Below are 21,139 nucleotides of genomic sequence, written 5' to 3'. Positions count from 1 at the left end.
TAAGTCTTTGAAATGTCAGATATTAATATAGGCTTAGTTGCAGAAAATCAAAATTTATCAGAATTTGAAATTACTGAAAATTTTTCTTGTGTAAGATTCTTAGACCAAAATAAAGAAAGATTTGAACTTGAATTTAACCTTGAAAAAGGAACCTCTTTTAATACTTTTTTTATTAGAAGTCATGAGGAACTTTTTATTATTCATCCACCTGAAAAACAATATTTAAATACCTTTAATAAAGTAATCTCAAAGTTTTGCGATCAATTTAAATTAGATAAAATCAACTTCATTTCTGGTCATATTAATCCCCAAATTATTGAAACTATAAAAAATATAAGTACCCAATTTCAAAACACAACTATTACTTGCTCTAATCCAGGTTATAAACTTATTAGCGAACTTTGGAATCAAAGAAATCCTACCTTAGAAAACTTTATTGAAATTCAATTACCTGAAATAAACATAATCAAAAAAGAACATAATTTAGAATTAGATAACATTTCACTTGAGTTAATTCCTATACCAACAGCACGTTGGCCTGGTGGCCTGATAATTTATGAACGTAATCAAGAAATACTTCTTAGTGAAAAAATTTTCTCTGCACACATTGCAACTAAATATTGGTCTGAAACGAATCGAGTTAGTACAGAAATTGATAGGAAACATTTTTATGATTGCTTGATGGCACCAATGTCTAATCAAGTAGTATCAATAACTGAAAAAATTTCAGATTATGACATTAAAACTATTGCACCATTACATGGTCCCGCGATCGAATACAGCTTAAAAAGTTTTTTAAATGACTATATTAGATGGGGAGAGAATCTCTCAACAAATAATCCTAAGATCGCTCTGATATATGCAAGTGCATATGGAAATACAGCCTCAATAGGTGATGCATTGGCTAAAGGGATAAATAGAACTTCTGTAGAAGTTGAAAGTATTAATTGTGAATTTACACCTAATGATGTACTTGTAAAATCTATCCAAAATGCTGATGGATATTTAATAGGCTCACCAACATTGGGTGGTCACGCTCCAACTCCAATAGTTAGTGCACTAGGAACATTATTAGCAGAGGGTAATAGAGATAAGCCAGTGGGGATTTTTGGGAGTTTTGGCTGGAGCGGCGAAGCTATAGATTTACTTGAAACAAAATTAAAAGACGGTGGTTTTAAGTTTAGTTTTGACCCTATAAGGATTAAATTCAGTCCAAATAAACCAAAGATTAAAGAGTTAGAAGAAATAGGAACTCACTTTGGAAGAAAAATCATAAAAAAAGCAAAGAAAAAACCCAGAAAATCAGATACTGGAATGATTACAAGCAAAACTGATCCAAAGCTACAAGCTCTTGGGAGAGTAATTGGTTCTCTTTGTGTCCTTACAGCCTCTAAAGGCAAAGATGAGAATAATATTAAAGGAGCTATGCTTGCATCTTGGGTTAGTCAAGCAAGTTTTTCTCCGCCCGGGTTAAGTATTGCAGTAGCAAAAGATAGATCGGTAGAGTCTCTTCTGCAAATAGGAGATTCATTCGCATTAAATATTCTTAGTGAAAAAGATTTTAAAGAACCTTTAAAAAGATTCACAAAGCCCTTTGCACCTGGAGAAGATAGATTTGAAGGAATAAATATTGAATTAACTCCTAATGAGCAGATAATCATTCCTGAATCGCTCGCATGGTTAGATGCTTCTGTCAAAGAAAGAATGGAATGTGGGGATCATTGGGTAATTTACGCCGAAGTACAACACGGTAATATACTAAAATCCGATAGTCTAACGGCAGTTCATCACCGCAAAACAGGTGCTAACTATTAAATTATTTTATCTAATTTATGACTGAAACAAAAGATCTAATAATCATTACGGCTAGTTGTGGTAAAAATCTAGAACTTTCTGAAAAATTTCTTGAAAAAAGTAATGAACTTAAAATAAGTTCTGAAATTTTAGATCTTACCACCCTTGATATTCCATTATTTAATCCAAGAATTCACAGCAAAGAAAATATTCCGAATGAAATAAAAGATTTAAAAAAAAAGCTTTTCAAGATTGAAAAGTGGGTGATTTGTGCTCCTGAATATAATGGATCTATACCTCCCATTCTCTCCAACTTCATAGCATGGCTTTCTATTTCTGGAGATGACTTTAGGAATTTATTTAATGGTCAACCGATTGCAATTGCAACATTTTCTGGTGGCATAGGGTTAGAACTACTTACCTCATTACGCATTCAATTAGTGCATTTAGGAAGTCAAGTATTAGGAAGACAACTTTTATCCTCATATAGTAAACCTATAGATACAAAAACTATTGAAGATATTATTCAAAGACTTGTACAAATGAAAAAACTAAAAACATAAAGATTTAAAACCTAATAAAATTTCATTCTTTTTCATTCCAAACTTTCAAAATTTCTCTAGCCATAGGCAGTGCATGAACAGATCCTCCACCAGGAGTATTTTGTGCAAAAGCAACTATAAGTAATTCGCTTTTTTCAGAGGGAGTAAAGCAAACGAACCAAGCGTGATCTAATCCGCCTTCACCATCTTCAGCAGTTCCTGTTTTGCCTGACACTGGAGGTAAATTTGAAACTCCGTAATTAATTGATACTCCTGTGCCAGACTCTACTACTTTCCTGAGACCACTTTTAATCAATTGAATATTTTGTGGATCAATGTCAATTGGAACACGTTTTTTATCCAAACGACTTTCTACATCTTTTTTAGTCAGATGTGGAGTAACTAGATAGCCTCCATTAGCAATCGCTGCATATGCTCTAGCTATTTGAATTGGAGTTACTTGAACAACAAATTGTCCAATAGACATACTCGCAATATCTTCTGGAACCCAAGGAGTTCTCCCTGGTTGCCCCCATCCTCTACCTTCTTTAGCCCATTTACTACTAGCTACTAATCCTATATTTTCTTGTTCAGAAATTTCAATTCCAGATAAAGAATTAAAACCAAGCTTTCGAGAGACCTTATAAATTTCATCAACTCCTGCTCCATAACCTATTTGGTAAAAAAATGTATTACTAGACACTCTTAAAGCATCTTCGTAACCTATTACCCCAAAACCTAAATCATTGTGCTCTCTAAAACATTGACTCCCATAAGTTATACATGGTTTTGTATCTAACATGGTATCGCTAGGAAATTTTCCGCTTTCCAAGCCAGCTAAAGCTGTTACAATTTTCCAGACACTCCCTGGATCATAAGCATTTAATGCTCTATTAAAAAGAGGTTTTTCAGAAGAATTAAATATATTATTGTATTCTTTTTCAGGCTTAAAATCCTTTGAAAAAAAATTCAAATCAAAATTAGGCCTACTTACCATCGCTCTTATTGCACCATCTCTTGGATCCATCACTATTATCGCTCCAGCTTTTTTATCTTTAAGAACATCCTCAGCAACTAATTGCAGATTAAGATCTATTGTTAGTTCAATATCATTACCTTGTACTGGAGGTCTTATACCTAATGATCTTTGAAAATTTCCTAATGAATTTACTTCAACCATTTCGCCGCCCCATTCACCTCTTATAAAATCTTCGTAAAAATATTCAATTCCTGTTCTTCCTATTAAGTCATTTAATTTATAACCCTTCTTAGATAAGAATTTATATTCTGATTCAGTAATTGGCTGAGTATAACCAATTACATGAGCAGCAAGGGACTTATAAGGATAATTTCTAATTACTTTGGTAGCTATTTCAAAACTTTTTAATTTACTTTCATTTTCCTTGAACTTTATTAATTGATCAACATTTAAATCATCAAGAATATTTACTGAGAGTTTTTTATTTTTTTGACCATCTGAATACTTTTTTTGAATTATATTACTATCAATATTTAACAATTTAGAAATACTTGATTTATGTTTTTCCCAATTGTTTTTTTTAATAGATTGAGGCTTTATTATTAAAGAATATTTAACTCTACTATCTGCCAAAACATTACCATTTTTATCTAGTATTCTTCCGCGTATTGGCTGTGAAGCAATAAGTCTGATCCTATTCTCATCTGACATCTTCTTAAAAGATTCATAATTTAAAAGTTGTAAAAAAATTAACCTAAATAGAATCAATAAAAACGAAATAGAAGAAAAAATAACTAAGACTAAAGGTTGCCTCTTTAATGAAATGATTTTTTTATTAGGACTTGTTTTTATCAAAAATATAAAATTTATTTAAATATTTTTTTTTCCAATAAAGCAATAGTTAATTTTATCTCTTTAAGCTTTGTGATTAAAGTGTTATAGTCACCATCTTCAGTGTTCAAATTAAACTCATCATTATCAATATTATTTGAATCTAAATTTTCACTCATAAAGATTATATTTTTTAAGCAATTATACCAATTAATTTAATCTTAAATAAGAAATTTATTTTTTCAAATTTCTATTAACTAAAGATACTTAAAAAATATCAAGAACAGATTAATTTAATTGATCTATATTTTGTTCAAAATAAGGATTACAACTATTCTTTGATATCCCTAAAGACCATCCAATAAATGAAGAAATAAATATTGTAACGATTAACGGCAATATTGCTTTTTGAGTATTATCAAGACTCAACCATTCCCTCCAGCTGCTAAAAAATCTTTCTCTTTGAAATTTTCTTTTTTCATTTTCTAATAATCTCGCTTTTTTGGCGAAAGATTTTTTTACCCACTTTTCGAAAGGAATCTTTTTTATAATCGCCATTTTCCTCTCCACTTCTAATATTTGTCCAGAGCTAAGATTAGGATGAAATGTACTGATCAATTCAAGAGTTTTTAAAAACATCTCAACAGTTGCATCTTTTATGAGCTTTTGCTCATGACTTAAATCAGCCCATTCTATTTCTGGATAAAAACGGTTCCTATTTGGTGAAATTTGATCCTCTGACATTTGACCAGGTTCTCGAAGCCATCTATTAGTATTTTCGTCAAATCTCCGCCAATATAAAAAAGGATTAATAAAAATTGTTTTACCAGAAACTTTGACCACATCTTGTTGAAGATGATTAGTTATCTTTCTTTCAGAATTTTTCGATTTTATCAAAAGTCTAATTTAATAATCTTATTAAAGATTATCTTTTATTCACTATTTTTCCAGAAATTTGAAAAATTATTTTATGTATATTCAGTTATCGATAACTGCCAACGCTTCTTTAAATAATTACAGTATTCGCAATTTGAGGAGGGTTTTGGAAAAACATCCGAACTCAATAAATTAACGGTATCAATTATCTTCTTTTCTACCCATGAAGTAGAACAATCTAATTTAATTAGATGTACGTCAAAATTTAATTGGTTATTAAATAACTCTTCATTTTTTTTTCCATTAAAATATAAAAGAAAAGCTTCTTTAGCTACTTGAAAACCGTTTTTTTTAAAAAGCCACTGATACATTTCTAATTGCCTCTTATAAGCTTTTGCATATTCGTATTTATTAAAAGTCTCAGACCAATCAAAATTATTTCTAGATGTTGCTTTTACATCAACAATAATAAGATCACCATTTTTTTTCTGCCAAATATCATCCACAGCTCCACCAAAATCATAATTATGTTGATTTGACTTATACCTTATCCCTTGAAAATTACTTCTCCAACGTTCTAAATCTTTGTGTTTAAAAGGAACAGCATCAATACCATGTTCAATAAACAAAGGGTGCGGCTCCTGAATTTTTCTGTAATAATCAAATTCATTTTTACACAAATTATCTACAGCTATATTTAAAGTAAATGGTAGTGATGGCGGTTTTATTTTATATTTTTTGTCAAGTACGCAACATCTTGGACAACTTATATATTTTTCAACAGTAGATCTACTTAATTTAATAATCTCGTTCATTACAATTTATATCTCATTTAAAAATATTTTTTACATACAATATAAAGTATTAAATTTTTTTAGAAAATTTGTTAAGTTACTCCCATTAAATGGTGCTAGTTTTAAAAGAAAAAGCAAACATCAGTTTTTGAAAAGGTTGCTTTGGGTCATACTAACAGACATTTCTTGGGCGAGCATGAAATGAGCATGAGGTAGGCATGGATGTCTAATAATAACAATATTTGAACTATTCAAAAAACGATAAATCTATTGAGATATCTTAAATAGTATAAAAATTACCTTTTTTACTAATAAAATTTAAAAATAAATCAACATTAGCGCAAGGCAATAATATATATTTTTATTGTCCATCAAAAAAAAAGATGATAATTTTATATATTAATTTGAAATTTATTTAATGAAAACAGATCAAGAAATTTTTTGGGCAGGTGATTTCGGTAATAATTATGTTGAGAGGAACTCAGACCATTCCTGCGTAAATAATTTTTCTAAAATTTTAATTGCAAATAAAATCAGCATTAATAGCGCACTTGAAATTGGCGCCAATATTGGTTTAAATCTTGATGCAATCAAGTCAATTTTTCCAAAATCAGAAACCTTTGGAATCGAAATCAATAAAAAAGCATTTTCAATTCTCACCAAAAAACATCAAGGTTGGTGTGGATCCATTTATGAATGGAATTCAAATAAACAATACGAACTTACCATTTCGAGAGGTGTTCTTATTCATCAAAATCCTGATCTCCTGCCAGAGTTTTACGCAAAATTGTATAAACATTCAAGTAAATATATTCTGATAGATGAATACTTTTCTCCTTATCCAACGGAAGTGACATACAGAGGTCATGAAGGTAAATTATTTAAACGAGACTTCGCTAAAGAGTTTTGGGACTTATATCCATCTGCGCGACTTATTGACTATGGTTTTTTCTGGAAGCATGATAGTTGTTTGAAAAGCGATGATTCAAATTGGTTTCTCTTTGAAAAAAACAAATATTAATCTGAGCAATTTTTTTATTTAACAGTCAAAGAAATTAGATACTCATAATTCATATCGCAATAATATTTACTAAGTTTGATTTTGAAGAGTTCAAATCCTCAGCATTAGAAAAAGTAAAATAATTGCCACTAAACTTTAAAAAAGAACTGTTTTTGAAAAGTTTTTTAATCTTGTCATAAACGCAATAAAAAAATTTAGGGTGAAAGTTCGCATTATCTTTTTAGAGAATAAAAGATAGAAATCAAAAATAAAAATGTAGAGAAAACCCATTTTTAAGACTTCTCCATAGACAGTCACATTTTGCTCAGAGTGATACAAAGGTGAGCAGAATCACGTCAGATCCATTGCAAATAAGTAAAAAAAGAAAAGTTATCTTCCGGTGAGCACACTTTTTTATCCTATAACTGAGTTCTCTACTTTTGGACTATTCCCACTCAATAGTTCCAGGAGGTTTACTTGTTATATCATAAACAACTCTATTAACTGAATCTACTTCGTTTACGATTCTATTTGCAATCCTCTCCAAAATCTGAAAAGGAATTTTTGACCAATCTGCTGTCATACCATCCTCACTTGATACACAACGTAAAACTATTGGCCATGCATAAGTCCTTTTATCTCCCATCACTCCTACAGTTTTAACCGGTAGCAATACTGCAAAAGCTTGCCAAATATCATTGTAAAGACCTGCTTTTTTAATTTCATCTCTTACTATCCAGTCTGCATCTCTTAAACAATTAAGTTTTTCATTATTTACCTCTCCCAAAATTCTTATAGCTAATCCAGGGCCTGGAAATGGATGCCTTTTTATAATTTCATCCGGCAAACCTAGAGCAGCGCCAACTTTTCGGACTTCATCCTTAAAAAGTTTTCTTAATGGCTCAACTAATTTAAATTGTAAATCTTTTGGCAAGCCACCCACGTTATGATGACTCTTTATTTTTACAGCTATTCTTTCACCAGTCTTAGGGTCTACATTAGTACCAGCACTTTCAATTACATCAGGATAAAGAGTACCTTGGGCTAAATACTGAAAAGGTCCCAATCTATTACTTTCTTCCTCAAATACTCTAATAAATTCTTCACCTATAATTTTCCTTTTTTGTTCTGGATCAGTAATCCCTTCTAATTTGGCAATAAACCTTTCTCTTGCATTAATATATTCAACTTTTATTTTAAATTTCTTATCAAAAAAATTCATTAAAAATTCTGGTTCACCTTTTCTCATGAAACCTTGGTCTATAAACATGCATGTAAGTTGATTCCCAATTGCTTTATTAAGAAGAAAAGCAAGAGTTGAGGAATCAACTCCTCCCGATAAAGCAAGCAAAACTTTTTTATTGCCAACTTGCGCTCTTATCCTGGGAATAGTTTCTTCTATATAGGTTTCGGTTGTCCAATCAGCCACACAACAAGAAATTTTATAAACAAAATTTTTAATTACGGTCATCCCAAACTCTGAATGAATAACTTCAGGATGAAATTGTACACCAAATAATTTCTTTAAATCATTTGAAATTGCTGCATGGAGTGTGTTCTCGGTATGCGCAATTTTATTAAATCCATCAGGCAAACAATTAATAGAATCACCATGACTCATCCACATAATAGATCCATCTTCTACATCAGAAAGGAGGTCAGATTCTTGGTTTAAATTTATTGGAGCTCTACCGTATTCAGCTTTTTTGGTTGCTGAAATAACAGACCCTCCAAGTTCTTTGACCATTAATTGCATTCCATAGCATATGCCAAGAATAGGAATACCTAAATTAAAAATTTTTTCATCACACTTAGGAGCATTTTGTTCATATACAGAATTTGGCCCTCCACTCAAAATAATCCCTTTAGGATTAATATTTTTAATTTCCTCAATTGAAATGTAATTACTTACTACAAGAGAAAAAACATTAGTTTCTCTAATTCTTCTTGCAATTAACTCAGAATATTGAGATCCGAAATCCAAAATTAATATTGAAGGATCTCTTTCTTTTTTTAAAATTATTTGACTCATGTATAAAAGTTAACTCAATTTATTTACAAAAGCATAATGCTTCACAAATTAATCTCATTGAAAATAAGAAATATAATTATTACCGTTAATTCCAGCCCACCTAATTTTCCTTTTTCTATCAAAAATAATTGATGCGATTTCCATATCGGTTTTTACATACCTATTTACATAAGTAGAAGAACGCTTTTCGATCGTATTTGATAAATTCTTGAATAATTTATCAGCTGAAGATTTATTAAATCTCTCAAGAAGTTGTAATGCATTCTCAAGATTATCTAACTGAGATAATTCAAGTATTATTTCAGGAGGTAACTTTTCTCGAACGGCTAAATAAATAAGAATCTCAATTCTTGCATCAGCCAAATGATTATGTGTATGAAAAATACCGCCTGCTAATTTAATTAATTTCCCGTGATAACCAAAAAGAATTACAGTTTTAACTTTTTTTATTGCAGCATCAACTAATAATGGTCCTATCCAATTTCCAACTTTGATAATTGGCAAATTAACATTATAAGTTTTAGCCAAATTTAACCCATTTTCACCAATAACAAATATCACTTCCCCTTTAAAAGGGTTTTGAATTAACTTAGCTAAATTATTTTTAGCTTCTGCTAATTGATCAGGTGAAGCACTCGAATAAGTCTCAGCAGAAGTCCCAATAATAGATAATCCATCAACAATACCAAATGACTTATTACTAGTTCTTTCTGCTAAAAACTCCCCATTTGGGAAAATAATTTCTAATTTCAAATTAAAACCGTCAGGAATACTATCTAACAAATTTTCATATAAAACTTCTTTAGCAAAATTAGAAATGCATATCTCTGATGTATCTTCTTTTATGCCTACACCAGATCCTGCAATAATATTTATTGGAATTTTTTGAACAGGATTATTAAAAGAAATTTTTTCTAAAGAGGCTATTGTCCATATCTCTAAGTTTTGTGTAATGTCAAGATCTAAGCCAGACTTTGCAAAAGTAATTCCTAATGAATGCGAGTCATCTTGAAGTAAACCAACAGAATGAATCTCGATTTTTATTTCTTTTTTTTCATTAGGAATTTTTATTAGTTCATAATTCTTAAATGGTAAACCTGCTAGTTTATTTAATGCTGACTTAGCAGCTCCAGCAACCCACAAAGGTAAAGAAAATCCTTTTTTCAAATCAAGTAATTGAAAAATATATAATGAGAACTAATCTAAGAATGACCTATTTAATAAAAAGTGGCCATACAACAAAAATTATCATTGATGATTCCTGGACCCACGCCAGTTCCAGAAAAAGTTTTACAAGCATTAAGTAAGCATCCAATAGGCCATCGCAGTAAAGAATTTCAAGATCTCGTAGAGAGTACAACTAAAAATTTACAGTGGCTTCATCAAACTCAAAATGATGTTCTAACAATCACTGGTAGTGGGACTGCCGCAATGGAGGCTGGAATAATAAATACCTTAAGTAAAGGAGATAAAGTAATTTGTGGAGAAAATGGAAAATTTGGCGAAAGATGGGTAAAAGTTGCAAAAGAATTTGGTCTTGAAGTAATAAAAATTGATTCTGAGTGGGGAACTCCACTTGATCCAGGAGAATTCAAAAAGATATTAGAGGAAGATAAGCAAAAAGAAATAAAGGCGGTTATTTTGACTCATTCTGAAACATCAACAGGTGTAATTAATGATTTAGAAACTATCAGTTCATATATTCGTGCACACAACACAGCTTTATCTATTGTTGACTGCGTTACAAGTCTTGGAGCTTGCAATGTACCAGTAGATGAATGGGAATTAGATATCGTTGCCTCTGGATCACAAAAGGGGTATATGATACCTCCAGGGCTTAGCTTTATAGCAATGAGCCAAAAAGCATGGTTAGCTGCAGAGAAATCTAATCTGCCAAAATTTTATTTAAATTTAAAATCCTACAGAAAAAGTCTTTTAACTAACAGTAATCCATACACCCCAGCAGTTAATTTAGTTTTTGCTTTAGATGAAGCTTTAAAAATGATGAGAGAAGAAGGCTTAAATAACATTTTCCTAAGACACAATAAACACAAATTAGCTATGAGCAATGCAGTAAAGGCTTTAAATCTAAAATTATTTGCTGACGAAAAATATTTAAGTCCTTCAATTACTGCAATAAAAACTGAAGGAATTGATGCTGAAGAATTTAGAAAAACAATAAAAAATAATTTTGATATTCTACTTGCCGGTGGTCAAGATCATCTGAAGGGGAAAATATTCAGAGTCGGACATTTAGGTTATGTGAATGATAGAGATATTATTACGGTAGTTTCTGCGATAAGTAATACACTTCTCAAACTCGGTAAAATTACAGCACAACAAGCAGGTGAAGCGTTAGTAGTAGCATCAAAATATCTAGAGGGAAATTAAGTTAAGTACCCGGCTCTTCAACATTTCCACCTAATTCAACAATCTTTTTTCTTAGAACGATTGATTGTTTTTCATCACCTTTGGTTTGAGCTATTGCTAGGGCAAACTCTAATTTTTCGAGCTGGTGGCCACCCTCAAAAAAAGATAATTTTTTCTTGATACGGTTTTTATTATCTTTATAAGAAATTTGTGAAGACATAAAAAATCATGCTTTAGTTAATATTATGCCAACAAAAGGGGACATTACGAGAGGAAACAAAAAATATTATTTGACTATAAACTTAAACAAAAAAAAAAATTTCTAATATTATGTTCAGAAATCCTTGAAATTTATGCCTAACATAAATTTAATCTATTACCTTTTTGCAGGTTGTATTTTTGGAGCTTTAGCTCTAAAAACAGGAATTCCTGCGGCTCCTCTAGCAGGTGCGTTAATAGGGGCAAGCTTACTTAGCATAAGTGGCAAAGTCGACATCGCAGAGTGGCCGATTGGAACAAGAACAATTTTAGAAATCGGCATTGGAACAGTCATTGGTACGTCATTAACAAAAGACTCATTAATTGATATCCAAAATTTATGGAGGCCAGCTATATTAATAACTTTTACTTTAGTTATTACTGGATTAGCAATTGGATTATGGACAAGCAGATTACTTAATATAGATATCATTACAACAATTCTAGGAGCTGCACCAGGAGGAATTAGCGGAATGAGTCTTGTAGGATCTGAATACGGAGTGGGAGCTGCAGTAGCAACTCTACACGCAGTAAGATTAATTACTGTGCTTTTAATTCTTCCTTTAGTTGTGAAATGCTTGAATATATTTGGAATAATTAAATCTTAAATTTCTATAGACATATTAATAATAAAAGATATTTTTAAATAGAAGTTAAAGGGCTAATGCAAAAATTTAAGAAGAGAAAACTGATTTTATTAGCTTTGGGAATTTTCACTCCTATAACCCTTACTACGTCAAGAGTAAATGCAAGTTCATTTGGAGCAGAAATTTTTTGTACTATGAGAGATGGCGGAAATGACCATGAAAGTAGTTGGGATGCAGCTTATTCATATATAAAAAAACAAAAAGGAGGAATTTTCAAAGTTTCACCTAAAAATGCAGCAGCGCAAATAACAGAAACAGTTATAAGAGAAAAAGAAGAATTGAGTTATTGCGTTGAATATTTAGATAATCTTCATCCCAATAGAAAACTAATACGAGATTTAGAAAAAGAAGAAAAAAGAAAAGAAAAAGAAGAAAAAGATAAAGAATTGAGAAGAAAAAGATTAGAAAAAGAATTAGAAGAAGCTAATGATGAAACATTTACTGATGAAACACTAGATAGATACAGTTATTAAGGCTTTGAAAAATAATAATTTTTTTAAAATTTAATAAATACTATTTTGTATCTAAACATACTAAATCGCATTCTTACTGGCAAATTTAGACTAATAAAGCATAAATAAATATTGACTTTTAATATATTCAAGCCATGATTTATTTAACTAAATGTTCTGAATGCATATTAATGATGCGGTTTTTTTAGAGGATTTATGTCCAAAGTTCAGATTTAGACAATGGCGAAAATCTATTCATAGGTTTACAGGAAAAAGTTGTATATATTGCGGAAAACCATCTGAATCTATTGACCATGTAATACCAAGAAGCCAAGGAGGCTTAAGTACAACAGAAAACTGCGTCCCTGCATGTCTTTCCTGTAATGGAGATAAATCAGATGAAAATGCTTTGTATTGGTATAGAAAGCAAAAATTTTACGATCCTCGACGAGCAATGGCTATAAGAGCTTGGTTAGAGGGTGATTTAAGATTAGCAATTAGATTATTACAATGGGCTAATCCAAATTTTAAGGTAAAAAATAAAAATTACTTAACAGATGAATCAGAATATAAAGCAGCTTGACTACCAAACATTACATATTTTTTTAGCGTTATAAATCTCACATATATTTTCCAATTCTCTTGGCGATTCTGGGAATATTAAAATTATGGAAAATGAAATAAGAATGACAAATAACTTTTGGTAGAATTTAAAATTAACTACATTTACTTCTTTCTCTACAAGACGGGGATAACTTTTGATAATATAAAAAGTTTTTGATTTTAAATCGGGCTCAAGAGCTGTCTTCATCGTCAATTAATACATATGTACTACTTTAACCCAGCATGAATAAACCTGCAAGTCAACTCGGAAATAAAAACAAATTTTTAATCTTTGGATGTGGGTTCAGCGGTAGTTTTTTTGCAAAAACTATTAGAAAATTTGGTTGCACTGTTTTAACAAGCTCAAGATCTGCAAGCAAAGATCCAAATAGTTTTATTTTCAATAGTGAAAACGGTGTAGTTCCTGATGAAGAAATTTTTGATGGAGTCACTCATATTCTTAGTTGTATTCCTCCTGACAGAAATGGCAGAGATCCCGTATTGGACAGTCTTCAAAGTAAATTACAAGATTTATCACTTGAATGGGTTGGATATTTATCTACCACAGGAGTATATGGAAACACCGAAGGTGGTTGGGTTTCTGAGATAGATGAGCCTAATCCTTTTCAAGAAAGAAGTTTTAATAGATTAAATTGCGAAAAAAAATGGATTGAATCTAGCTTGCCCGTGCAAATTTTTAGATTACCGGGTATCTATGGACCTGGAAGATCAACATTTGAAGCAATCAAAAATCAAAAAATTCGAGTTATTTTAAAAAAAGCTCAAGTATTTTCAAGAGTTCATGTAGCTGATATTACACATGCAATTATTTATTTACTACAAAATAAAAATTACTTAAAGTTTCACCAAATAATTAATATTGCAGATGATAAACCATGTTCTCAGATAGAAGTTATTCAATATTGCTACGATTTACTTGGTTTAAAAATGCCAAAGCCAATATTGTTTGAAGATGCAAAAGATGAATTATCACCTATTGCTCAATCTTTTTGGATGGAAAATAGAAGAGTATCGAATAAACTTTTATGCGAAACACTCGGATATAAACTAATTTATAAAAACTATAAAATGGGCTTAAGAAATTGCTATTTAAATAGTTAAAAAATAAATTTAAAAACTTTTTATGATTTTTCAAAATACAAATAAAAAATTAAAGGTAGTATTAAGCGTCGGAGATGAGTCAGGCATTGGACCGGAAATAATCTTAAAAGCACTTTTTTCTAATGAAATACCAGAAAATATTGACTATATATTAGTTGGATCAAAAAAAAATCTACAAAATACATTTACACATCTTAGGTCCTTAGGATTAGAAAACCTTGCAAATCCTGATAATTTAAAGATACATGATCTCGAAATTTCTTCATCTGATAATGACCCTAAATTAACTCACGGTAATTCAAGTTTTTATTACCTAACAAAAGCAATAGAAATTGTAAAACAATATCCCAATTCAGCACTTGTAACTGGACCAATTTGTAAAAAATCATGGTCTCTAGCAGGTCATTTCTTCACTGGTCAAACCGAAGTACTAGCAAAATCTTGTGGAGTAAAAAACGTTGGAATGTTGTTCACAGCAAAATCACCAATTACAGGTTGGAGATTTAATACTTTACTAGCTACAACCCACATAGCCCTTTGTGAAGTCCCCAAGAAATTAACTACAGAATTAATTCACTCTAAATTAGATCTTTTCAAAGATTTTTGTAATACCTATATTGATAGACCCACTTTAAAAGTAGCCGGATTAAACCCTCATGCCGGCGAAGAAGGTATCCTAGGCCATGAAGAACAAGACTGGCTTAATGATGCATTACTAACATGGAAAGAGAAAAATAAAAATATTAAATTATTAGGCCCTTTATCACCAGATAGTTGCTGGAATTCTTCCGTAAAAGCCTGGAATGACAAAAATGCTGAAAAGCATGATGGCATTCTTGCTATGTATCATGATCAAGGTTTAATACCAATGAAAGTAATAGCTCTTAATTACTCAGTTAATACCACAATCGGTTTACCTTTTATAAGAACATCTCCGGATCATGGAACGGGATTTGATATTGCTGGTAAAGGAATTGCTCAATCACAGAGTATGATTGAGGCTATAAAGGCTGCTATAGAAATGACTAACAATTCAAGACTGCTTAACACGCATTAAAACTTGACCAAATTCAACGGGTGTCCCATTTTCGACAAGAATCTCTACTATTTCAGCATTAAATTCAGATTCAATTTCATTCATTAACTTCATTGCTTCCAAAATACAAATAGTTTGACCAACCTTAACGTTATTTCCTACTTCGACAAATGGCTCCTCGTCAGGCGCTGCAGCCCTATAGAATGTTCCTACCATAGGAGAAGTAATTTCGACAAGGTCAGAACGTCCTAGGGGCGCTACCTGAGGCTCTTCAGGCTCATTAACGATAGGGATATTATCATTAATATTTTTTTTGTTAGCAATAGTTTGCCTGTCAAATGAGGTATTAGGAACTAAATTATTAGTAACTTGGTTCTGATCAAATAGATTCCTTTTTATTTCGAGTTTAAAATCTTCTCCCTCTAGAGAGAACTCTTGTATATCACTTGTAGAGATTTTCTCTATTAAGCGATTTAAGTCTTCATGATCTAATTTCATAGCCATTAATTTTCACGTCCAAGATAACTGTCATTACGAGTATCAATCTTAATCATTTCTCCAACAGAAATAAATAAAGGAACCATAACTTGAGCACCTGTCTCCAGAATAGCTGGTTTAGTACCGCCACTAGCAGTATCACCTTTAACTCCAGGATCAGTCTCTGTAACTTTCAAAGTAATAGATATTGGAAGTTCTACTTCTAAAACTTTACCATTATGAAAAATTACATTAACCTCCATTCCCTCTTTTAAGTACTTTGCGCCTTTACCGATTTGTTCCGAGGTGAGTCTTGTCTCTTCAAAACTTGTCATATCCATAAAAACATAATCACCAGACTCCACATAAGTATGTTGCAGGTTAGACTTCTCTAGGATAGCCTGCTGTACTGATTCTCCGGCTCGAAAAGTTTTTTCAACCACGTTGCCGCTTTGAACTGATTTTAATTTTGTTCGCACAAAAGCAGAACCCTTACCAGGCTTGACATGTAGAAATTCTACAACACGCCAAACTTGCCCATCAATTTCGATGGTTGTACCTGTGCGAAAATCGTTACTGGAAATCATTCCTGTATTACATCCCCAAGGATCATAAACCTGCAAGAGTGCTATGCAAAAATTCTTATCAAATCAGAACAAACTTTTCTTAATTCTATCAATTGTATTTTTACAGTTTTTTCTCTTCAAACCGATTCAAGTATTAGCTGATTTACCTACTGGAAATGCAGTAAAAGACCCTAATGCAATCCTCAGAAACGCACTCCCTATCAAGCAAGTTGAATTGCAAGAAATTCAACACAAGTTGGAAGAAACTAGTGACCTTGTAAGAGGAGGAAGATGGCCCGCTCTTACGAAAACTGTTACAAAATGTCAATCTTTACTAAAAAAATACCAAAGTAAAATTATTAAAGAATTACCAAATGATAAAAAGAAAATTGCAGAAAAAACATTTTTAGAGCTCAAAGAAAATTTTGATAGCCTTCAAGATTACGCCAAAGCAAAGGATAAATATTTATTTATAGCGACCCGGAGAGATGCTTTAGATAAAATAGGTGGACTAGAAGAATATTTTCTACCAAATGAATTTCCATACTCTATTCCCCAGGAATTTGATAATTTACCAAGATTACTAGGCAGAGCAAAAGTCAATATAAAAACCTCCAAAGGAGATATGCAAGCTATTGTGGATGGATTTAACGCTCCACTTACAGCAGGAGCATTTATAGATTTATCTTCAAAAAACTTCTATAAAGACTTACCTATAAACAGAGCAGAAGAATTTTTTGTACTGCAAACAGGTGATCCAATAGGTGAAGCTATTGGTTATGTAGATCCTGAAACAAACGAAGAACGTCACGTACCCTTAGAAATTAGAATTCCTGATGAAAAGGATACTTTTTATAATCAAACTTTCGAAGATTTAGGTTTTTATACAGAGACTCCAACCTTACCTTTTGCAACACTCGGAACTCTAGGATGGTCCCATTCGAATACCGCAGTTGATGATGGTTCGTCGCAGTTTTTCTTCTTTTTATATGAGGCAGAATTAAATCCAGCAGGTCGCAATTTAATTGACGGAAGGAATGCTGCTTTTGGTTACGTTGTAAATGGATTTGATGTATTAGAAGAGCTTACTAAAGATGACAAAATAATTTCAATTGAAGTTTTAAAAGGGATTGAAAACCTTAAATTAAATGCATAAAGAAACGTTAGAAGATATAGGAGAAAAAGAATTAATAAATAGGCTAGGAAAATTTATGCCTAAAAATCAAGTTTCAGATGATTGCGCTTTAATCAAATCTAAAAATGAAAATTTACTTGTTAATACTGACTCTTTAGTAGAAAATGTTCATTTCAATGATATTACTATTTGTCCTCAAGACCTTGGTTGGAAAGCAGTTGTTAGCAACATATCTGACTTATTATCAAGTGGAAGCAAAAAAACTATAGGTATTACTATAAGTCTGATTTTACCTGCTAGAACTGAGTGGATCTGGGTTGAGGAACTATACAAAGGAATAAATAAAGCATTAAAAAAATATGGCGGGATTATTCTAGGAGGAGATTGCTCTAAGGGGGGTGAAAAAATCATTTCAGTAACTGCATTTGGGATTCAAGGTGAGCTTGAATTACGAAGAAACGCATGTAAATCAGGAGATATAATTTTAACTACAGGAATTCATGGTCTTAGTAAACTAGGATTTTTGATACAAAATAAATTTAATTTCGATAATCAATTTTCTCTTGATGAAAGATTAATCAATAAGTCCATTGAACATTTTTGTCGCCCTAAAGTTTACCCAAATTTTCTAAATAATCTCCTCAAATCCCGTTCCAATAAAAAAATAAGGAGAATAGGTTGTACTGATAGCAGTGATGGTCTATTTCAAGCCTTACAAGATTTATCTATAGCTAGCAACTGTAAAGCGATCATAAATTATGAACAAATGCCTAAAGATAAGGATTGGCCCAAAGGAGATAAATGGGACGAATATTATTTATTTGGGGGTGAAGATTACGAATTAGTCTTCTCATTGCCAAAAAAATGGGCAAAAAGTTTGTCTAGACTCGATAAAGATATTTACGAGATTGGTTTTTTTGCTGATGGTGAACCATCAATAGAATTTAAAAATAATAAAAAAAACAAATTATTTAATAAAATGCCTTTCAAACACTTTTAATTATTCCCAATTTTTAGCAACAATCTCTGCTAAATCTACAACTCTCTGACTATAACCCCACTCATTGTCATACCATGCAAGGACTTTGACAAGGTTATCTCCGATGCACATAGTGAGATCACTATCTACAATTGATGATTCATTAGTACCCGCATAATCGCTTGACACTAATGGTTCATCTCCATACTTGATAATACCTTTCATTGAACCTAAAGATGCCTCTTTAAGAGCATTATTGACTTCTTCGGAAGTGACAGCTTTAGAAGATTCAAAAACGAAATCTACTGCTGAAACGTTAGGAGTCGGAACTCTCATTGCAATTCCCGTTAATTTGCCTTTCATTTCTGGGTATACCAGTGCTACCGCTTTTGCGGCACCAGTAGAAGTAGGAACAATATTTGTAGCAGCGGCTCTAGCCCTTCTTAAATCTCTGTGACTATTATCTAAGATTCTTTGATCACCTGTATAACTATGAATTGTAGTCATCAAACCTTTGTTAATTCCGAAAGTTTGGTCTAGAACTTTAACCACTGGAGCTAAACAGTTAGTTGTACAACTAGCATTACTCAAAATATCATAATCTTTGTGTTTATATTCATCAGCATTAACACCAACAACATAGGTACCAACACCATCACCTTTACCCGGAGCAGTTAGGATGACTTTTTTTGCTCCTACATCTAAATGCTTACTTGCACCTACGTCGGTATTAAAAACTCCAGTTGATTCAATGACCAAATCTACTCCCCAATCTTTCCAAGGAAGATTAAGTGGGTTTCTATCGGAGAAACACTTAATTGTCTTGTTATTAATTACAAAAGTATCATCAGTATATTGAATATCAACACCATCAAGTTGACCAAGAACTGAGTCGTACTTTAATAGATGAGCATTAGTCTTTGGATCAGAGGTAACGTTAATTCCAACTACTTCAATATTGGTGTAAGCCCCTCTACTAAGCCAACAACGCATAAAGTTTCGACCAATTCTGCCAAAGCCGTTAATTGCAACACGCAAAGTCATAACTAATAATTTCTAATGATTAACCTAAGTTGCTGATCATACTGAATTTTGTGCAATAACGTAAGGTTTTTTTGATTTATTAAGCAAATAAGTTTAGTTTTGTATTAATTCAAGGAAAAAAAACTTTTTTTTTTAAGAAAAAATAGCAAAATTTTATCTAGAAGTTATTTTGATTTAAGAAAAAGATAAACATTGGATAAAGAATTGCTGTTGAAAAGTCATTTTCATTTTATTGGGATCGGAGGTATTGGAATGTCAGCATTAGCAATAGGTTTACTTAAAAAAGGTTGTTCAGTTTCAGGATCTGATTTAGTTAAAAACAATGAAACTAATAAATTAGAGCAATTAGGTGCAGTAATCTTTACTTCTCAAGTTCGACAAAATATTGAATTTGTAATTTCAAAATTTACCAACAAATTGATTAATTTTGTTGTAAGCTCCGCGATTAAACCAAAGAATGAAGAATTTTCTTACTGCAGAGAAAAAAATTTATCAATAAAACATCGCTCAGAGATACTTGCAATGCTAATGCGCACATATACTTCATTGGCAGTAGCAGGGAGCCACGGAAAAACATCAACCAGTACATTTCTTTCTACAATCCTTGAGTTATGTACGCATAATTCTTCTTCAATAACTGGAGGAATAATTCCTATCTACAACTCTAATTGCCATTTAGGAAATACAAAATACTTAGTAGCTGAAGTTGATGAATCTGACGGAACAATTAATAAATATCAATCTGATATTGGAATAATCAATAACATTGATTTTGATCATTGCGATCACTTTTCTAATTTAAATGAAGTCGTATCTTCTTTTAAAAGTTTCGCTACAAACTCTAAAAAATTATTACTTAATTTTGATTGTGAAACCTCAAGAAAAAATTTTTATTCTAATTTTAAGTGGTCAAACACCACAGCCAAAAACATAACTTATGCCATAATACCGACTCAAATTAATTCAAAATATACGATTGGAAAATATTATGAAGATGGAAATTTTATTAGTATTTTAAAAATTCCAATTCCAGGATTACACAATCTATCTAATGTCACCGCAGCAATAGCAGCTTCAAGAATGATAGGTGTAGAGTTTATAGAAATTAAGAAAAATATAAAATACCTTAAACTACCAAAAAAAAGATTTGAATTCAGAGGCCAAATAGATGAAAGACGTTTATATGATGATTATGCACATCACCCAAACGAAATAAAAGAGTCGATTAAATTAGGAAAATTAATTATTAAGCACAAAAATAATCATGAATGTCAAAAAAGTAGATTAATAGCAATATTTCAACCTCATAGATACTCTCGAGTAAAGCAATTTACTAAAGAATTCGCTGAAGAACTATCAAAAGCAGATGTTATTTATGTAACAAGTATTTATGGAGCAGGAGAAAAAAACGAAGATAAAATTTCTTCGAAAATTATCACTGATCTAATTTATAAAAAAAATAAAAATGTTAGTTACATCAATAATCATCATGAAATTACAAAGAATTTCTACGAATTAACTCAAAAAGGAGATTTAATTTTGAATATGGGAGCTGGAGATTGTCATAATTTCTGGTCGCTTTTAAATGGGAAAAACAATTAA

General features: G+C 31.3%; 22 protein-coding genes. 12 read left to right on the top strand and 10 right to left on the bottom strand.

What is annotated here, in order from left to right:
* Nucleotides 1-12: 12 nt before the first annotated feature.
* Both HA148_RS00215 and HA148_RS00210 read left to right on the top strand, forming a co-directional pair.
* The gene (locus HA148_RS00215) at nucleotides 13-1,815 is read left to right on the top strand and encodes a diflavin flavoprotein (RefSeq protein ID WP_209129148.1); all 1,803 of its coding nucleotides are present in this window, start codon (nucleotides 13-15) and stop codon (nucleotides 1,813-1,815) included.
* A gap of 17 nt (nucleotides 1,816-1,832) precedes the next feature.
* Nucleotides 1,833-2,357 (top strand): NADPH-dependent FMN reductase, encoded by a 525-nt coding sequence (locus tag HA148_RS00210; RefSeq protein WP_209129146.1) that lies wholly within the window; start codon nucleotides 1,833-1,835, stop codon nucleotides 2,355-2,357.
* 22 nt (nucleotides 2,358-2,379) lie between these two features.
* On the opposite strand, the gene mrdA is transcribed toward HA148_RS00210, so the two are convergent.
* The 4 genes from mrdA to HA148_RS00190 form a co-directional block, all read right to left on the bottom strand.
* Complete coding sequence (mrdA, locus tag HA148_RS00205; protein ID WP_209129144.1) at nucleotides 2,380-4,170, bottom strand: penicillin-binding protein 2; 1,791 nt, start codon at nucleotides 4,168-4,170, stop codon at nucleotides 2,380-2,382.
* 11 nt (nucleotides 4,171-4,181) lie between these two features.
* Entirely contained in the window at nucleotides 4,182-4,325 is a 144-nt protein-coding gene (locus HA148_RS00200; RefSeq protein WP_209129142.1) for a hypothetical protein, read from the bottom strand.
* A 109-nt stretch (nucleotides 4,326-4,434) separates the two neighbouring features.
* The gene (locus HA148_RS00195; RefSeq protein ID WP_209129140.1) at nucleotides 4,435-5,043 is read right to left on the bottom strand and encodes a hypothetical protein; all 609 of its coding nucleotides are present in this window, start codon (nucleotides 5,041-5,043) and stop codon (nucleotides 4,435-4,437) included.
* A gap of 71 nt (nucleotides 5,044-5,114) precedes the next feature.
* The gene (locus tag HA148_RS00190) at nucleotides 5,115-5,837 is read right to left on the bottom strand and encodes a PD-(D/E)XK nuclease family protein (protein WP_209129137.1); all 723 of its coding nucleotides are present in this window, start codon (nucleotides 5,835-5,837) and stop codon (nucleotides 5,115-5,117) included.
* Nucleotides 5,838-6,234: 397 nt separating this feature from the next.
* Here HA148_RS00190 and HA148_RS00185 point away from each other — a divergent pair, with 397 nt between their 5' ends.
* The gene (locus tag HA148_RS00185) at nucleotides 6,235-6,837 is read left to right on the top strand and encodes a pseudaminic acid biosynthesis-associated methylase (RefSeq protein WP_209129135.1); all 603 of its coding nucleotides are present in this window, start codon (nucleotides 6,235-6,237) and stop codon (nucleotides 6,835-6,837) included.
* Nucleotides 6,838-7,261: 424 nt separating this feature from the next.
* Here HA148_RS00185 and guaA read toward each other — a convergent pair whose 3' ends face one another.
* Together guaA and cbiD are read right to left on the bottom strand one after the other, a co-directional pair.
* Nucleotides 7,262-8,848 carry a glutamine-hydrolyzing GMP synthase gene (gene guaA, locus HA148_RS00180; protein WP_209129133.1) on the bottom strand — a complete coding sequence of 529 codons (1,587 nt, stop codon included), beginning with the start codon at nucleotides 8,846-8,848 and terminating at the stop codon, nucleotides 7,262-7,264.
* Nucleotides 8,849-8,902: 54 nt separating this feature from the next.
* A complete protein-coding gene (gene cbiD / locus HA148_RS00175) occupies nucleotides 8,903-10,015 on the bottom strand; it encodes a cobalt-precorrin-5B (C(1))-methyltransferase CbiD (protein ID WP_209129131.1) in 1,113 nt (370 codons plus the stop codon).
* An 87-nt stretch (nucleotides 10,016-10,102) separates the two neighbouring features.
* On the opposite strand from cbiD, the gene HA148_RS00170 reads away from it, so the two are divergent.
* Nucleotides 10,103-11,239 carry a pyridoxal-phosphate-dependent aminotransferase family protein gene (locus HA148_RS00170; RefSeq protein WP_209130217.1) on the top strand — a complete coding sequence of 379 codons (1,137 nt, stop codon included), beginning with the start codon at nucleotides 10,103-10,105 and terminating at the stop codon, nucleotides 11,237-11,239.
* A 1-nt stretch (nucleotide 11,240) separates the two neighbouring features.
* Here HA148_RS00170 and HA148_RS00165 read toward each other — a convergent pair whose 3' ends face one another.
* Nucleotides 11,241-11,438, bottom strand: a complete 198-nt coding sequence (locus HA148_RS00165; protein ID WP_209129129.1) for a hypothetical protein — start codon at nucleotides 11,436-11,438, stop codon at nucleotides 11,241-11,243.
* 133 nt (nucleotides 11,439-11,571) lie between these two features.
* Here HA148_RS00165 and HA148_RS00160 point away from each other — a divergent pair, with 133 nt between their 5' ends.
* The 5 genes from HA148_RS00160 to pdxA all read left to right on the top strand — a co-directional run bounded on the left by HA148_RS00160 (nucleotide 11,572) and on the right by pdxA (nucleotide 15,357).
* The gene (locus tag HA148_RS00160; protein ID WP_209129127.1) at nucleotides 11,572-12,084 is read left to right on the top strand and encodes an AbrB family transcriptional regulator; all 513 of its coding nucleotides are present in this window, start codon (nucleotides 11,572-11,574) and stop codon (nucleotides 12,082-12,084) included.
* 56 nt (nucleotides 12,085-12,140) lie between these two features.
* Nucleotides 12,141-12,596 (top strand): DUF6554 family protein, encoded by a 456-nt coding sequence (locus HA148_RS00155; protein ID WP_209129125.1) that lies wholly within the window; start codon nucleotides 12,141-12,143, stop codon nucleotides 12,594-12,596.
* A 160-nt stretch (nucleotides 12,597-12,756) separates the two neighbouring features.
* Nucleotides 12,757-13,158 carry an HNH endonuclease gene (locus HA148_RS00150; protein ID WP_209129123.1) on the top strand — a complete coding sequence of 134 codons (402 nt, stop codon included), beginning with the start codon at nucleotides 12,757-12,759 and terminating at the stop codon, nucleotides 13,156-13,158.
* A 263-nt stretch (nucleotides 13,159-13,421) separates the two neighbouring features.
* Nucleotides 13,422-14,300, top strand: a complete 879-nt coding sequence (locus HA148_RS00145) for an SDR family NAD(P)-dependent oxidoreductase (protein WP_209129121.1) — start codon at nucleotides 13,422-13,424, stop codon at nucleotides 14,298-14,300.
* A 22-nt stretch (nucleotides 14,301-14,322) separates the two neighbouring features.
* A complete protein-coding gene (gene pdxA, locus HA148_RS00140) occupies nucleotides 14,323-15,357 on the top strand; it encodes a 4-hydroxythreonine-4-phosphate dehydrogenase PdxA (RefSeq protein ID WP_209129119.1) in 1,035 nt (344 codons plus the stop codon).
* Here the strand turns inward: pdxA and accB are convergent.
* Both accB and efp read right to left on the bottom strand, forming a co-directional pair.
* On the bottom strand, nucleotides 15,334-15,840 hold the full coding sequence (gene accB, locus HA148_RS00135) for an acetyl-CoA carboxylase biotin carboxyl carrier protein (protein WP_209129117.1): 507 nt from the start codon (nucleotides 15,838-15,840) through the stop codon (nucleotides 15,334-15,336). The two genes, pdxA and accB, sit on opposite strands and share 24 nt — an antisense overlap.
* On the bottom strand, nucleotides 15,840-16,400 hold the full coding sequence (gene efp, locus HA148_RS00130; RefSeq protein ID WP_209130214.1) for an elongation factor P: 561 nt from the start codon (nucleotides 16,398-16,400) through the stop codon (nucleotides 15,840-15,842). Before efp ends, accB begins: the two co-directional genes overlap by 1 nt.
* A gap of 43 nt (nucleotides 16,401-16,443) precedes the next feature.
* On the opposite strand from efp, the gene HA148_RS00125 reads away from it, so the two are divergent.
* Together HA148_RS00125 and thiL are read left to right on the top strand one after the other, a co-directional pair.
* Nucleotides 16,444-17,535, top strand: coding sequence for a peptidylprolyl isomerase (locus HA148_RS00125; protein ID WP_209129115.1), 1,092 nt, complete (start codon nucleotides 16,444-16,446; stop codon nucleotides 17,533-17,535).
* Nucleotides 17,528-18,514, top strand: a complete 987-nt coding sequence (gene thiL / locus HA148_RS00120; RefSeq protein ID WP_209129113.1) for a thiamine-phosphate kinase — start codon at nucleotides 17,528-17,530, stop codon at nucleotides 18,512-18,514. The genes HA148_RS00125 and thiL overlap by 8 nt, the downstream gene beginning before the upstream one ends.
* On the opposite strand, the gene gap is transcribed toward thiL, so the two are convergent.
* Nucleotides 18,515-19,537 carry a type I glyceraldehyde-3-phosphate dehydrogenase gene (gene gap, locus HA148_RS00115; protein WP_209129111.1) on the bottom strand — a complete coding sequence of 341 codons (1,023 nt, stop codon included), beginning with the start codon at nucleotides 19,535-19,537 and terminating at the stop codon, nucleotides 18,515-18,517.
* Nucleotides 19,538-19,729: 192 nt separating this feature from the next.
* On the opposite strand from gap, the gene murC reads away from it, so the two are divergent.
* Entirely contained in the window at nucleotides 19,730-21,139 is a 1,410-nt protein-coding gene (murC, locus tag HA148_RS00110; RefSeq protein ID WP_209129109.1) for a UDP-N-acetylmuramate--L-alanine ligase, read from the top strand.

The sequence above is a fragment of the Prochlorococcus marinus XMU1405 genome (assembly GCF_017696275.1).
Classification (GTDB): domain Bacteria; phylum Cyanobacteriota; class Cyanobacteriia; order PCC-6307; family Cyanobiaceae; genus Prochlorococcus_A; species Prochlorococcus_A marinus_AB.
The sequence above is the reverse complement of the archived record's forward strand: the minus strand, read 5'-3'. Positions and strand labels throughout refer to the sequence as shown.